Genomic DNA, 14,049 nt, shown 5'->3' on the forward strand with positions numbered 1-14,049 from the left:
CATCCGGGAGGCCGGGCAAGTGATGATCAAGGAAAGGCTCGCCGAACTCGTCGCGGAGTCATCAGACGGCGAGATCAGCGCCCGGGAGGCGCTGACGGCGGGAGTACCGCTCAGCGCGCTCGGACTCACCTCCATCGCGCAGTTACGCCTGATCGACGCGATCGAGTCGGAGTTCGGCGTCGAGATCGACCTCACCGACGAGGGCGTCGCGTTACTCGACGACCTCGACGCGCTGGCCGGGCGGCTGGCCGCGCGATGAGCGCCGACTTCGCCGCGCGCGACTCGGGCACGGCGCCGCTGACCTGGGGGCAGCGTGCGATCTGGGAGGCGATCCAGCGCACCGCCCCCGACGACCACTACTTCAACTTCGGCCGGGTGCTCAAGGTGCCGGGCCGACGCTCGGCCGCCGAGGTCACGCGCGCGCTGGGCGCTCTGGTGGAACGGCACGGCGCCCTGCGTACCCGCCTCGGCGACCGGGCCGAGCAACGGCTCTTCGCCAAAGGCGGCCTGCCCGTCGAGATCGCCGAGGGCGACCCCGGCAAAGTGCTGGACGAACTGGCCGCCACCCGGTTCGACTACTCCGCCGAGTGGCCGCTGCGTGTCGCGCTCGTGACCGACGGCGACGCCGTCACCCACGCGGTGCTGGTCTTCTGTCACCTCGCCGCCGACGGGCTCGGCGCCGAGATCGCCGTGCGCGACCTGCGCGCGCTGATCCTTCGCGGCCGCGTGGCCGGTCCCCGCGCCCCGCAGCCGCTCGAACTGGCCCGCTGGCAGGGCGGCACGGAGGGCCGCCGGGTCGCCGGGGCGGCCGCCGCGCACTGGGCGGAGGAACACCACCGCGCGCCCGCCACGATGTTCGCCGAACCGGGCGGCGGCGGGAGCACGCCGCCCATCTGGCGGGCGATGCTCCACTCCCCCGCGCTGGGCCTGGCCGTCCGCGCGATCGCGTACGCCCGGCACACCTCCACCTCGACCGTCCTGCTGGCCGCCACCGCCCAGCTCGCCGGCCGGCACTCCGGCCACGACACCTGCGCGATGCTGCCCATCGTGGCCAACCGCTTCCGCCGCGACAGTCTCGGCATCGTCAGCACGCTCTCCCAGGAGGGCCTGTTCACCCTGGACGTGAGCGGCGACTTCACCGACGTGCTGCGCGCCGCGGGACCCGCCGCGATGCGCGCCTACCGCTCCGCCTACCACGACCCCGCCGACCGGGCGCGCGTGGTCGCCGCCGAGAGCGAGCGCAGGGGCGAGCCCGTCCACCCCAACTGCTGTTTCAACGACATGCGCCTGGCCGACCCGGGCCCCGCGCCCAGCTCGGCCGCCAAACTCGACAAGGCGCTGGAGCACAGCGCGCTGGAGTGGCCGATGAGCCAGGACATGCTCAACTGCAGGTTCTGCGTGCACGTGACCGGCGAGGGCGTCTCGCTGACCGCCGACACCCGCTACCTGCCGCGCCCCGCCATGGAGCGCTACCTGCTGGACCTGGAGTCTCTCCTCGTCGAGACGGCCCGCCGATGACCGTCAGCGCCTACGCCGCCGCCACCTCCTGCGAGCAGGGGTCCTCGCTGCGGTTCACACTCACCGCGCCCGCCGCCGTCGAGGTCGCCGACGCCGCCGACGAGCGCGTCGTCTTCTCCGGTACGGCCACGCGCGACTGGAAGCTGGAGATCGGCGCGGACTGGCCCAGCTCCCTCTACCGGGCCCGGTTCGGCGCCGAGATCCCCTGGCCGCAGAGCCTGCCGGGCGGGCGTCCCTGCCCCGACAACGAGGTCTACTTCGTCGTACGGCAAGCGGTGCCTACCTCCCCGATCCTGGTCAGCCTGCCGTTCACCACCTGGCAGGCGTACAACAGGGCCGGCGTGCCCGACGAGGGCGTCTACTGGACCGAGTCCCCGCAGCGGGCCGCCAGGGTCAGCTTCGACCGTCCCGGCGTCGGCCCCTCCCCCGAGCGCTGGGAGCACGGCATGCTGCGCTGGCTGCGCCCGGCCGGCTACGACGTGGCGTTCTGCTCCAACCTGGACCTGCACGACGGGCTCGACCTGCTGACCCGCCACCGCGTGCTCGTGGTGAACGGCCACGACGAGTACTGGAGCGCGGGCATGCGCGACGCCGTCGAGGAGTTCGTCCGCCTGGGCGGCAACGTCGCCTTCTTCGCCGGCAACACCGCGTGGTGGCAGATCCGGCTGGAGGACGGCGGGCGGACCATGGTCTGTCACCGCGACGCCATCGCCGACCCGGTCGCCGATCCGCGCCTGGCCACGGTGGAGTGGTCGGCCGCGGGCCGTCCGGAGAACTCCCTGACCGGCGTCAGCTTCCGCGCCGGGGCGGGGACGTGGGGACCGTACATGCCGCGCATGCTGGAGGAGTCCTACACGGCGCGCTTCGCCGCGCACTGGGTCTTCGAGGGGACCGGGCTGGCCGACGGGGACGAGTTCGGGCAGGGCTGCCTGGGCTACGAGACCGACGCGGCCGAGTTCGAGGAGGTGGGCGGGGTGCCGCGGGCGACCTCCCGGGACGGCACGCCGGCCTCGTTCGTCGTGCTGGCCACCGCCGACCTGCGCCACTGGGCCTCCTACGGGCAGGGCGGCATGGCCACCATGGGCGTCTTCTCCAGCGGCCTCGGCCAGGTCTTCACCGCGGCCACCGTCAACTGGGGCAACACGCTGCACGACCCGGTCGTGGAGCGCATCACCAGAAACGTCATCGACCGCTTCTCCGCCGAGGAGAGCGAGCGGTGGGAGGTCATCGGCCCGAGCGCCGACCTGCGGGCGATGGCCGTGCTCGGCCGCACCCTGTACGCGGCCGGACCCGGCGGCACGCTCATGAGACGCGAGCTGTGCGGCCAGAACCTGCCCTGGGCCGGCACCGCGGCCACCGCCGACCTCCGCGGCCTGGCGGTGCCCAGGGAGGCCGCCGGCGGCCGCGGTGTCGCCCTCTACGGCGTCTCCGCCGAGGGCCGCCTCCTCCAGTTCGACGGCACCGGTACGGCCTGGCACGACCTGGCCCCGGCCCCGGAGAACCCCGTGGGCCTGGCCATAGCCGACTGCACCTTCTACGTGGCCACCACCGCCGGCGAGCTGTGGCGCCAGCCGTTCGGATCCTCCGGATGGGAGCCGGCCGGGTCCTCGGGCGGCGCCGTCAGCCTCGGCGGGATGAACGGGCGCCTGTTCGCGGTGGACGAGCGCGGCCTGCTGCTGACCATGCTGCCCGGCGGCGCGTGGGAGGAGCACGGGCTGGAGGTTCCCGGCACCGTCCTGACGGCCCATGCGGGGCTGCTCGTCGCGGGCGGCCCCGGCCTGCCGCTGCGCTGGCGCCCCCTCAGAAGCATCGGGACACAGCGAGGCCCGGCGACGTGAACCGCCGGGCATAGCCGGGGGCCGGCGGTATGAACCGCCGGCTCCCGGGTTTTCAGGCGGGGTGTATTACCACCACCACCCTCCTCCCCACCAGCGCCTGCGGCAGCCGCAGCCGCCGCCCCAGCGGCGCCATCTACGGTTACGCCTCCGCCTGTGGCGACGGCGGTGGCCATGGCCCCAGCCATCCCAGTCTGTCGAGAAGCCGACATTCGCCATGATTCCCCTCCTCATGAACAAGCTCCCTCTGACGGGAGCCCCTATATGCCGACAAATCGACGCTAACACCGCATAAGGCACATATAAGGAGATAAAGGGAGTGTTGGCGCGTTCTTGGCGTGCAGCCCCTCAAGCCCAAATCCGCATGGGAACGATCGGTGGAAAGTATCTTGTGGCCTTGGCATTACCGAGGTCAGAAGCGAGCCGCCCATACCAGTTCGTGCATGAGCGGCCCCGGCATCGCCAGCACCTCCCCGAAATCGGTGGCCAGCGGCGCCAACTGGGAGGCATAGGCCAGAACCGCCCTGCGCTTGGCCACCCACGCCTCGCCCTTCAGCGACGGCGCGCGGCACGGCGCGATGGCGCAGGACAGCGCCCTGATCGGCGCGCCCGCCCGGGGATGTTCGGCCAGCGCGCCCGCCGCCGCCTCGGTGCCCCACTCGGGCACGACCGAGGCGTACGGCAGGTCGGCGTAGATCCACGGCGCGGGCAGCCCGGCCCCGGCCAGGGCGTCGAGCGCCTGGTCCCGCACCTGGGTGTGGTCGGCGTTGCCGATGCCCATCGGGACCAGGATCCGGGTGGCCGCGCCGGCGTGGGCGCGCAGGAACTCGGCCAGGCCGGCCAGCCGTACGCCGTTGGTGGGCAGATCGGGGTTGTCCAGGACGAGCTGCTCGACGCCGAGCAGGTCACACGCCCTGGCGTCCTCGGCCCGGCGCTCGCGGGCGGCCTCCGCGGCCGAGGTGAACCCGCACAACCGCTCCCACGCCGACGGCGCGCGGCCGGTCGGCGGCGCGCCGCCGAACACGGTCACGAACACCGCCGGGCGGGGCAGCGCGCTGAGCAGCCCCGACACCGACAGCGCGGCGTCGTCGAAGTGTGGCGAGAGCACAATCGTGCGAAAGCTCACTACCTGGCTCCGTTTCGGGTCAGTGCCAATCCCCGGCTGCCGCGTTTGCGGACGTAGGCCAGGCCGTCGCAGACCTGTTCGAGGGTTGGCGGGGCCAGTTCGCGGCGTTCGGCCACCCGCCAGACGTCCTGCTCACGCACCCATGGCCAGATCGTGTCGGCCATGCGCTCCTCGGCCAGGGAGATCAGCAGGACCTCCGCGGGCAGGTCGTGCAGCACGTCGAGGTCCTGCCCGTAGTACAGCATCTCGCCGAGCAGGTAGACCTTGGCCGGCCAGCGGCGGTGCGCGGCCAGGTCCTCCAGGCTGTCGGGCAGCGCCGCCAACCCATGCTCGCGTTCCAGGCGGTCGCGGAAGAGCGGGTTGGGCTCGGCCGCGCGCACCGCGTACCCCTTGGCCAGCAGCCGCGCGGTCAGCGCCCCCTGGCAGGCGCCGACCTCGACCACCGGCCCGTCCTCCGGCACGCACCAGCGCGCCACCCACGCCGCCGTGGCGTCCAGACGGGCCATCTCGTACGGCGAGCCGCGAAACTCCCACGGGTCGTCGGCCAGCGCGGCGTCCTCCCCGAGGCTGGCCGTGAGCGCGTAGAGCCGGTCGGCCTGCCCGGCGTCCACCCGGAAGAACCGCTCTACCGAGGGCACCCGCTCGGTGGTGACCAGCCGCTCGGCCACCCGGCTGGCCAGCAGCGCGGCACCGTGCCGTACCACGAACTCGATCTTCGCGGCCGCCTCGGCCGGGGTGAGCGCGGCGGCCTGGTCGGCGAGGATCTGCAGGTGCGCGCTGTCACCCGCCGAGCAGAGCGCCGCGCCCGCGCTCCGCGCCACGGTCCATCCGTGGCGGGCCCGCCGCATGCGGTGGTCGGCGGGCGAGTGGGTCCACACCACCGGGGCCCGCAGGGTGGCCAGGACGCCGGCCACCTGCTCGGGTGTGGGCGGGGCGGCGGTGTTGCGGCCGGGCTCGACGTACGGCGCGAGCAGGGCGAGCCGCTCGCGCAAGGGCAGTCCGCCGGGCAGGACGAGCGCCGCGGAAGGCACCCCGACCAGCACGTGGACGTCGTCGTCCGGATGCCGGGTCAGGACGGAGACGAACTCCAGGGCGACGTCCTCGGCATGCAGGACGGCTAAGACAGGCAGCATGGTTTCCCCCGTGATGTGGTGTCAGCCGGGCCGGATCGCGGCGATGGCCTCGCGCAGCGCCGCCGGCGGGCGGTCGCCGAAGCGCTCCAGGTAGGCGGCCGTCTGCTTGGGATCATCTTTGAGGAACGGGAAGTCGCTGGCGACCATGTGCCGGATCGCCAGCAGCGGCACCGGGCTGCCGAGCGGCCTGAAGTCGGGGTTCCAGAGTCCCGCCTTGGGCGGCGGCCCAGGGTAGAACTCGCCGATCATCAGCCCGGCTTCCACGTACTCCTGCTTGAGCTGGAGCTGCGCGGCGTCGATCAGGTCGGCCGCGCGGGCGTGGGGCAGATCGGGCACCAGCACCAGGATCGTACGGAACTGCGGCGAGACGCCGGCGGGCGCCACCAGCCGCTGGAACCAGGAGCGGTATCCGGCCAGCAGGCCCGACAGCTCCTCCACGGTCGGCTCGCCGGGGCAGACGGCCAGGTAGAAGGTGCCCCGGTCGAGGGAGGTCTGGGCGTAGGGGCAGACGGGGCCTTTCCTGCCGAGGGACGGATGGGGCCGGGTCAGGTACGCGCGCGCCCAGTCGACGATGGCGCGCAGCGGCTTGCCGTACAACTTGACCAGGTCGGAGTCCCCGTCGAGGTCGGCCACTTCGATGAGCACGCGAGTGGGGTCGGTGGGATCCGTGAGCATGGTTTAGCGGACCTTCCTGGCGAGCATGGCGACGGCGGCGAGCCCCGCGGCGCCCACCGCGGCCCAGCGCAGGACGGCGTCCTGCCGCTTGGCCTTGGCGAGCGCGTCCGCGTAGGGCGTGGTGGTGTGGGAGACCATGGTGTAGAGGGGAACCCAGCGGCCGGGGAAGATCCTCGCCAACGTCAGATCGGCGCGCTTGCGCGCGTGGTGGAGCGGCGAGCGGACCCGCTCGCGCAGCTCGACGAAGTTCTGCCTGGACAGCTCGTCCAGGACGTCGGTGTGCGGCCGGCGCCGGTGCTCGAACTCGGCGAAGGCGGCGGCCAGGTCGTCGGGATGCTCGTCCAGGCAGGCGTCGAGCACGGTGCAGTCTTCGAGCGCGGAGTTCATGCCCTGGCCGTAGAAGGGGTAGACGGCGTGGGCGGCGTCGCCGATCAGCACGACCTGGCCCTCGTGGTGCCACGGCGCGGTGCGGATCGAGACGAGATGGCCGACGGGACGCTCGGCGAACTCCTTGGCCAGGTCGGGGATGAGCGCGAGCGCGTCGGGGAAGCGGTCGGCGAAGAACGCCTCCGGGTCGGTGATGGCGGCGAGCTTGTCGTAGGGCAGGAAGAGGGTGGCGGTGGCGGAGCCGTCCAGGTTCGGGTGGGTGACGATGAGCCCGTCGTCGCCGCCCGGCCACACGTGCAGCGCCTCGTGGTGGCTGGGCATCCTGGGGATGGTCAGCTCCTTGTACCCCCAGGGCAGGTACTCCTGACGGAAGTCGGCGCGGGCGCCGCGGTGCATGAGCGTCCTGACCGTGGAGAACGCGCCGTCGGCGCCCACGACCGCGTCCGCCTCCGGCAGGGCGCTCAGGGTGGTGTCGAAGTGGAAGGCCACGCCGGCCGAGTCGGCCTGGTTGACCAGGCTGATGACCAGGTCGCGGCGGCGGATCGAGTGCAGGATCTCCGTCTGGCGGTTGCCGTACGGGTGGAAGGCGACCTTGCCGTCGGGCGCGTGTACGGCCCGGCCGCGCATGGGCACGGTCAGCGGCTGGATCTCGGCCATGAGCCCGACGTCGGTCAGCGCCCGCATGCCGCGGGCCGACAGGCCGAGGTTGATCGAGCGGCCCTCTTCGTCGTCGTAGCGGCGCGGGTCCGGCCGCCGTTCGTAGACCTCGACCTGGTGGCCGCGCCTGACCAGGTAGCAGGCGAGCAGGCTGCCCGCGGGCCCCGCCCCCACGATCGCGATCTTCACTGGGCCTCCCGCCGCGCCACGAGCAGTTCGTCGGTGCCCGGCGCCGACAGTGCCAGGCGCTCGATGCCGCTCAGCCCGGCCGCCGACGCCCAGCCGGCGACCTCGTCGAAGGTGTACAGGCGGCCGCCCTGGGTGGCGGCGAGGTTGAGGCTGAACCCGCCCAGGAGGGCGGTGTCGTGCGCTCCCGCGCCGTCCGGCGGGTCGGCGAAGGGTTCCAGGACGAGCAGGACGCCGCCGGGCCGCAGCGCGCGGGCCGTACGGGCGACCAGGTCGGCGCCGGCCTCGGGGTCGAGGCCGTGCACGACGTTGAACAGCAGCACGGCGTCGTGGCTGCCGTCGATGTGGTCGGCCAGGTCGCCGGGGACGAGCTGGATGCGCTCGGCCAGCCCGGCCTCCTCTACGTTGGCGCGGCCCTGCGTGAGCGCGCCGGGCAGGTCGACGACGGTCGCGGTCAGCTCGGGCGCGGCTTGGCAGAAGGCGATGCTGTAGATCGCGTGCCCGCCGCCGATGTCGAGGAGGCTGCCGCCGATCTCCGGGGCCGCCTCCACCACCGCCGGGGCCAGCATCCCGGCCAGCCCCGCCAGCATCGTCTGGAAGTCGCGCACCCGGTCGGGGCTGCGCTCCAGCCAGGGGTAGAACGGCTCGGGCGGGCGCCCGGTGCGTACCGCGTCCTCCAGCCCTTGCCACAGCTCGCCGAGCAGGTCGTGCCAGACGGCCAGGCTGGGCGCGAACCCGCCGTCGGCGTTGCGGTCGAGCCACGGGCTGGCGGGCGGGCCCGCCGTATAGAGGTCACCCGACTTGCGCAGGTAGCCGAAGCCCACGAGCGCGTCGAGCAGAACGGTCAGAGGCTCACCGGGCAGGCCGAGCTTCGCCGCCACGCCCGCGGCGGACTGCGGGCCGGCGCCCAGAACCTCGAAGAGGCCGAGCCGCTGAGCGGTCCCCGCCGTGCGGAAGGCCATGGCGCCGATCAGGTCGAGCAGGGCGCCAGGGCCTTGGTTCAGATCACGAAAGGAATGAAGGACGTCAGGATCTAGATAGAGCGGCATCCGAGGGCTCCTCGATGTCGGGCAGTTCCGTCTCCACCCGGCGCAGGCGCGGCTGGAGGTAGGCCAGAGGCGCGAGCACGAGCAGCCCGGCCCCGGCGAGCAAGAAGATGAAGGCGATCCCGCGGCCGGGACCGGTGCCTATCAGCGCCCCCACGCTGTCGGCCAGCGCCCCGCCGGGCGCGAGCATCGGCTCGAAGACCCGGTCGGCCAGCGGCCCCGCGGCCAGGTAGGTGAGGACGGTGGCGGCCTGGGTGACCATGCGGACCGCGCTGAGCACGCGGCCCAGCTCGTTCGGCGCGGTCTTGAGCTGGATGACGGTGATCCCGGTCCCCTGCACGAACGGCAGCGTGAACAGGAACGCGGGGGCGACCACGGCGATCAGCCAGGGCGAGGGGCTCAGGCTGTGGGCCGCCAGCAGCACGGCGCCCGCGACCATGAAGACAAGCATGCCGCGCACCCGCCGTTTCGGGCCGCCCCAGGCGCTCATCACCAGCCCGCCGGCGAAGATCCCCCCGCCGCCCGCGGCCATGAGCACACCGAGCACGGCGGCCGAGCCGAAGGACAGGATGAGCGGCTGGACGAGCACGCCGGCGATGCCGAAGAACAGGTTGTAGGCGGCGAGCAGGACGACCAGCCAGAACAGTCCTCGCCTGGTTCGCAGGTAGGACAGGCCGAAGGCCAGGTCGCGCAGCCACGGCTCGGCCGGTCTGCCCTCGCCGGGCCGGGTCACGGCCCGCGACAGGGGCACCAGGTGGAGCACCACCCGGGAGATCAGGAAGGCCGCCAGGTCGATGACGACCACCCCGGTGAGCCCGACGGCGACCAGCAGCGTGCCGGCCAGCAGCGGCGAGGCGATGCGGACGGCGTCGGCCACCTGCATCATGCCGTTGGCCCTGCCGAGCTGCTCCTTCGGCACCAGCAGGGGCATCATCGAGTGGTAGGCGGCCATCTGCGCGGTGCCGAAGACGGCGCCGACGGCGGTGACGACGTAGATGTGCCAGACCTGCAGCCCGCCGGTCGCCAGCAGCACCGCCAGGGCGCCGGTGGTCAGCGCGGCGCCCAGGTCGGCGCCCATCATGAGCTTGCGCCGGTCCCAGCGGTCGGCCAGCGAGCCGACCAGTGGCGCGAAGACCACCTCCGGGAGGATCGCGCAGAGCGTGATCGTGACGAACTGGGTGGCGGAGCCGGTCTGCTGGAAGACCCAGACGCCCAGCACGAAGCCGGTGATGCTGGAGGTGATGATCGACAGCAGCTGGGAGGACCAGATGATGACGAAGGGCCTAGGCACGACATCCTCCCGGGAGGGTTCCGGAGTCGATCAGGTCGTCGAGGTAGGCGTCGAGCAGGGCCGGCGCGGGCGGGCACACCAGCCCCGCCTGGGCGAGCCTGGCCTCGGTGGCCGAGCAGTCGAAGCGCGGGCCGCGCTCGTCGCCGTACTCGGCGAAGTAGGCGGGGAAGGCGGCGACCGGCAGCTCCTCGCCCTTCTCAAGCCGCTCACGCACCTCCGCCCGCCACTCCGACGCGGGTGACAGGGCCACGGCGACGCCGTGCGCGACCATGCCGTCCGCGAGCTGGGCCGAGCTGAGCGTGCCCGGATTGTGGTAATGGAAGTCGCCTTCGGCGCCGTTCCTGGCCAGGTGGCCGATGGCCGCGGCGACATGGTCCACGGGGGCCATGTCGAGCTGTTCGCCGTCGGGAACCGTGCCGAGCAGCGCGCACGTGGCCAGGAACCTGGCCAGGAAGTCGTTCTTGGGCACCTTCCCGGTACGGCTGTCGCCCGAGATCCGCGCCGGCCGGTGGATCGCCACCGGCAGCCCCGCCTCCCTCGCCGCGGCGGCCAGCCGGTCGGCCACCCACTTGCTCTGGTCGTAGCCGAGGTGCAGGTGTTCGGGGTCGGGAAGCAGATCGCCCTCGCGCACCACCCGCTCCCCCGGCGCCAGGTAGACGCCGAGCGTGGAGACCAGGTGCACGGGCGTGGCCGAGCGGGCGGCCAGGCGCAGGATCGCCAGCGTGCCGTCCACGTTGGCGGCCTTGAGCCGGGCGTAGGGGCGGGTGAAGTCGACGGCGCCGCCGTTGTGCAGGATCAGGTCCATCTCGCGGGCGGGCATGATCGGCCCGGTGGCCAGATCACCTGGTTCGGGGACGATCCGGTCGGTGAACTCCTCCTGCCACAGGCCGTGCGCTTCGAGGTTGCGGCGCAGGCGGTCGGCGGGGGCGGCGCCCCTGACCAGGCAGTGGACGGTCGCCGTCGAGCGGGTCAGCAGATCGGCGAGGAGGTGGGCGCCGAGGAAGCCGGTGGCGCCGGTGAGCAGGACCCGGCCGGGTTCGCGGCGGGGGCGGGCGGGGACCACGGCGTAGTCGGCCGGCAGGACGGCGTCGCCGTACAGGCCGGGCGGGGCGGTGGCGGGGGCGTGGCCGTCCAGGGCGGCGGCGAGCTCGGCCAGGTCGGCGCAGGCGAAGAAGACGGGCAGGTCGACGCGGACGCCGGTGGCGTCGGCGAGGCGGGTGACGGTGCGCGGGGTGAGCAGGGAGTGGCCGCCGAGGTCGAAGAAGTTGTCGCGGCGGCCGGCGCGCACGCCGAGCACCTCCTCCCAGACGGCGGCGACGGTCTCCTCGGTGGGGGTGCGCGGGCTCTCGTAGGCGACGGCGGCGATCTCGGGCTGGGGCAGCGCGCGGAAGTCGATCTTGCCGTGCGCGGTGAGCGGCAGGGTGTCCAGGGCGACGGCGGCGGCGGGCACCATGGCGGGCGGCAGCCGGTCGGCGAGGAAGGCGCGTAAGTCGGCGGTGGCCGGCGGGTTGCCGGTCAGGTAGGCGACCAGCCGGCCGCCCGCGGCGGTCACCACCGCCTCGCGGACGCCGGGGTGGGCGAGGCAGGCGCTCTCGACCTCGCCGGGCTCGATCCGGACGCCGTTGATCTTGAGCTGGCGGTCGGTGCGGCCGAGGAAGTCGAGCGTGCCGTCGGCGTGGCGGCGGACGAGGTCGCCGGTGGCGTACATGGTGGCGCCGGGCAGGAACGGGTCGGGCTGGAAGCGGGCGGCGGTCTGCTCGGGGCGGCCGAGGTAGCCGCGGGCGACGCACTCGCCGCCCAGGTGGAGCTCGCCGGGCACGCCGACCGGCGTGGGACGGCCGTGCCGATCCAGCACGTACGCGCGCACGTGCGGCAGAGCCGTGCCGATCGGCAGATGGGTGCGGCCGGTGAGCTCGCCCCCGTCGACGGTCCGGTAGACGGTCGCGCAGACCGTGGCCTCGGTGGGTCCGTAGTGGTTGTAGAAGGCGACCCGGCCGCCGGTGAGCGTGGCCCACGCGCGCAGCCGGTCCAGCGGGACGCTCTCGCCGCCGACCATCATGGTGGTGAGCGGGCCGGTGTCCACGGGGCCGTGGCCGGTCAGATCCTCCACCCACTGCTGCCACAGGGCGCTGGCGGTGTCGACCATGGTGATGCCGAGCCGTTCGCACAGCGCGAGCAGCGCGGGCCCGCCGAGCGCGGCGGGGTCGGGGTGCAGGACGAGCGCGGCGCCGCTGACCAGCGCGGGGAAGATGTCGCCGACCGAGGCGTCGAAGCTCAGCGGCGGCACCATGAGCACGCGCTGGCCGGGGCCGAAGCCGTGCGCGTCGCGGAAGGACATGGCCAGGCGCGCGGCGGTGCGGTGCTCGACGACGACGCCCTTGGGCGTGCCGGTCGAGCCTGAGGTGTAGATCACGTAGGCGGCGCCGGGTTCGCTCGCGCCGCCGGGCAGCCGTTCCACGCCCGCCTCGGAGATCACCGCGGCGCAGCCGTCCAGCATGAGCCGGGTCCTGGCCTCCGGCTGGGCCGGATCGACCGGCACGTACGCCGCGCCCGCCTTGAGCACGGCCAGCAGCGCCACGATCGCCTCGGGCCCGGCGCGCATCCTGATCCCGACCAGCGCGCCCGGCTCGACGGCGAGTTCCTCCGCCAGCAGGCCGGCCCGCCGGTCGAGCTCGGCGTAGGACAGCAGGCTCTCCTCGGTCACCACCGCCGGCGCGTCGGGGGTGCGGGCGACCTGCTGGGCGACGAGCCCGTCGAGCCGGTCGGGCAGCACCAGCGCCAGCTCGGCGGCGGTGAGCATCCGCAGCTCGCTCAGCCGCTCGCCCGGCCGCTCCACCATCTCCTCCAGCAGCCGCCGCAGGTGCGCGGCCATCCGCTCGACGGTGGCGGGTTCGAACAGCTCGCTGCTGTAGGTGAGCATGAACTGCAGGTGGCTCTCGTAGACGACCACGTCCACGGCCAGGTCGAACTTGGCGGGCGCCAGCCCCGAGATGACCGGGGTGCGCTCCAGCCCGGCGAGCGTGAGGCCGCCGGTGCCGTCCGCCAGTCCCTCGTCCGGGTTGTCGAGGTTGAGCATGGCCTGGATGAGGGTGCCGTCCTCGCCGTGCCGGCGTAACGCGGCGACCACCTCGTCGAAGGGCACCTCCCGGTGCGCGAACGACTTCAGCACCCTGCGGCGCACCCGCTTGACCAGGTCGCGCACGGTCGGGTCCCCTGCCAGGTCGGCGCGGAGCGCGAGCGTGTTCACGAACGGGCCGAAGACCTGCTCGAAGTCGACGTCCTCGCGCCCGGCGACGGGGATGCCGACGCAGAAGTCCTCCTGGCCCGAGTACCGGGCCAGCAAGGTCTGGAAGGCCGCGAGCAGCACCATGAACGGCGTGCACCGCTCGGCCCTGGCCAGCGCCGTCACCCGCGTCCAGAGCTCGGCGGGCATGCGGTGGATGACGAGGTCGCCGGCGCCGGTGGGCGCGGCCGGGCGCCGGTGGTCGGCGGGCAGGTCCAGCGCGGGCACGCCGCCCAGGTCGGCGGTCCAGAAGTCGAGGTGCGCGCCGTGGTCCTGCTCGCGCTGGCGCCGGGCGTACTCCGAGTACGGCGGCGCCGCCGGCAGCTCCGGCGCCGGTCCGCCGGAGGCGTGGGCCGCGTACAGGGCCGACAGCTCGGGGAACAGGATCCGCTCCAGTGACCAGGCGTCGCCGATGATGTGGTGCAGGACGAACACCAGCACGTGCTCCCGCTCGCCGACGCGCAGCAGGCTCACCCTGACCAGCGGGCCCGTGGCCAAGTCAAAGGGGCGGTTGGAGCGTTCGGACAGCAGCGCGGGCAGGTCGGCCTCGGTGGTGTCGAGGAGTTCGACGGGGACGGGGGCGGCGGGCCGTACCACGGCGGAGGGGACGCCGTCGGCTTCGGGAAAGACGGTACGCAGCACTTCGTGGCGGCTGGCCAGGTCGGTGAAGGCACGCTCCAGGGCGGCGACGTTCAGGGGGCCGGTCAGCCGCTCGGCGACGGCGATGTTGTAGGACGAACCTCCGCTGGAGAGGCGGTCGAGGAACCACAGGCGCTCCTGCGCCCTCGACATGACCGCACTGTGCATGAAGACCTCTCCTTGAGCACCATTTGGGAGGTTCAAAAACTCTTAGGAAACTTTCCTATTTATTAGCCGAGTTTGATGCTATACACAGGTGATGACCACAGACAA

10 protein-coding genes are annotated in these 14,049 nt (G+C 73.2%); 3 read left to right on the plus strand and 7 right to left on the minus strand.

Going from position 1 to position 14,049, the window contains the following annotated elements:
- Positions 1-22 precede the first annotated feature (22 nt).
- From ACFWYW_RS24380 to ACFWYW_RS24390, 3 genes are read left to right on the plus strand one after another with little or no spacing between them, the layout of a single operon-like run.
- A complete protein-coding gene (locus tag ACFWYW_RS24380; protein WP_379625479.1) occupies positions 23-259 on the plus strand; it encodes an acyl carrier protein in 237 nt (78 codons plus the stop codon).
- On the plus strand, positions 256-1,518 hold the full coding sequence (locus tag ACFWYW_RS24385) for a condensation domain-containing protein (RefSeq protein ID WP_379625460.1): 1,263 nt from the start codon (positions 256-258) through the stop codon (positions 1,516-1,518). Before ACFWYW_RS24380 ends, ACFWYW_RS24385 begins: the two co-directional genes overlap by 4 nt.
- The gene (locus ACFWYW_RS24390; protein WP_379625458.1) at positions 1,515-3,356 is read left to right on the plus strand and encodes a N,N-dimethylformamidase beta subunit family domain-containing protein; all 1,842 of its coding nucleotides are present in this window, start codon (positions 1,515-1,517) and stop codon (positions 3,354-3,356) included. Before ACFWYW_RS24385 ends, ACFWYW_RS24390 begins: the two co-directional genes overlap by 4 nt.
- A gap of 409 nt (positions 3,357-3,765) precedes the next feature.
- Here the strand turns inward: ACFWYW_RS24390 and ACFWYW_RS24395 are convergent, their stop codons facing one another.
- Genes ACFWYW_RS24395 through ACFWYW_RS24425 form a run of 7 tightly spaced genes read right to left on the minus strand, consistent with a single transcriptional unit; the run spans position 3,766 to position 13,944 of the window.
- Positions 3,766-4,479: a PIG-L family deacetylase gene (locus tag ACFWYW_RS24395; RefSeq protein ID WP_379625456.1), complete on the minus strand. Its 714-nt coding sequence runs from the start codon at positions 4,477-4,479 to the stop codon at positions 3,766-3,768.
- Positions 4,479-5,612: a hypothetical protein gene (locus ACFWYW_RS24400; protein WP_379625454.1), complete on the minus strand. Its 1,134-nt coding sequence runs from the start codon at positions 5,610-5,612 to the stop codon at positions 4,479-4,481. Before ACFWYW_RS24400 ends, ACFWYW_RS24395 begins: the two co-directional genes overlap by 1 nt.
- A 21-nt stretch (positions 5,613-5,633) precedes the next feature.
- Positions 5,634-6,287, minus strand: a complete 654-nt coding sequence (locus tag ACFWYW_RS24405) for a DUF6875 domain-containing protein (protein WP_379625452.1) — start codon at positions 6,285-6,287, stop codon at positions 5,634-5,636.
- A 3-nt stretch (positions 6,288-6,290) separates the two neighbouring features.
- Entirely contained in the window at positions 6,291-7,520 is a 1,230-nt protein-coding gene (locus tag ACFWYW_RS24410) for an FAD-dependent oxidoreductase (RefSeq protein ID WP_379625450.1), read from the minus strand.
- Entirely contained in the window at positions 7,517-8,566 is a 1,050-nt protein-coding gene (locus tag ACFWYW_RS24415) for a methyltransferase (protein ID WP_379625448.1), read from the minus strand. Before ACFWYW_RS24415 ends, ACFWYW_RS24410 begins: the two co-directional genes overlap by 4 nt.
- Positions 8,544-9,854, minus strand: a complete 1,311-nt coding sequence (locus ACFWYW_RS24420; RefSeq protein ID WP_379625446.1) for an MFS transporter — start codon at positions 9,852-9,854, stop codon at positions 8,544-8,546. The genes ACFWYW_RS24415 and ACFWYW_RS24420 overlap by 23 nt, the downstream gene beginning before the upstream one ends.
- Positions 9,847-13,944, minus strand: a complete 4,098-nt coding sequence (locus tag ACFWYW_RS24425) for a thioester reductase domain-containing protein (protein WP_379625444.1) — start codon at positions 13,942-13,944, stop codon at positions 9,847-9,849. The genes ACFWYW_RS24420 and ACFWYW_RS24425 overlap by 8 nt, the downstream gene beginning before the upstream one ends.
- Between the last annotated feature and the right edge of the window lie 105 nt (positions 13,945-14,049).

Source organism: Nonomuraea sp. NPDC059023 (genome assembly GCF_042740095.1).
Taxonomy (GTDB): Bacteria; Actinomycetota; Actinomycetes; order Streptosporangiales; family Streptosporangiaceae; genus Nonomuraea.

Coding starts and splice junctions, on each gene's coding strand:
- ACFWYW_RS24390 (WP_379625458.1), top strand. CDS start 1,515: ATGACCGTCAGCGCCTACGCCGCCGCCACCTCCTGCGAGCAGGGGTCC.
- ACFWYW_RS24425 (WP_379625444.1), bottom strand. CDS start 13,944: ATGCACAGTGCGGTCATGTCGAGGGCGCAGGAGCGCCTGTGGTTCCTC.
- ACFWYW_RS24385 (WP_379625460.1), top strand. CDS start 256: ATGAGCGCCGACTTCGCCGCGCGCGACTCGGGCACGGCGCCGCTGACC.
- ACFWYW_RS24405 (WP_379625452.1), bottom strand. CDS start 6,287: ATGCTCACGGATCCCACCGACCCCACTCGCGTGCTCATCGAAGTGGCC.
- ACFWYW_RS24415 (WP_379625448.1), bottom strand. CDS start 8,566: ATGCCGCTCTATCTAGATCCTGACGTCCTTCATTCCTTTCGTGATCTG.
- ACFWYW_RS24380 (WP_379625479.1), top strand. CDS start 23: ATGATCAAGGAAAGGCTCGCCGAACTCGTCGCGGAGTCATCAGACGGC.
- ACFWYW_RS24400 (WP_379625454.1), bottom strand. CDS start 5,612: ATGCTGCCTGTCTTAGCCGTCCTGCATGCCGAGGACGTCGCCCTGGAG.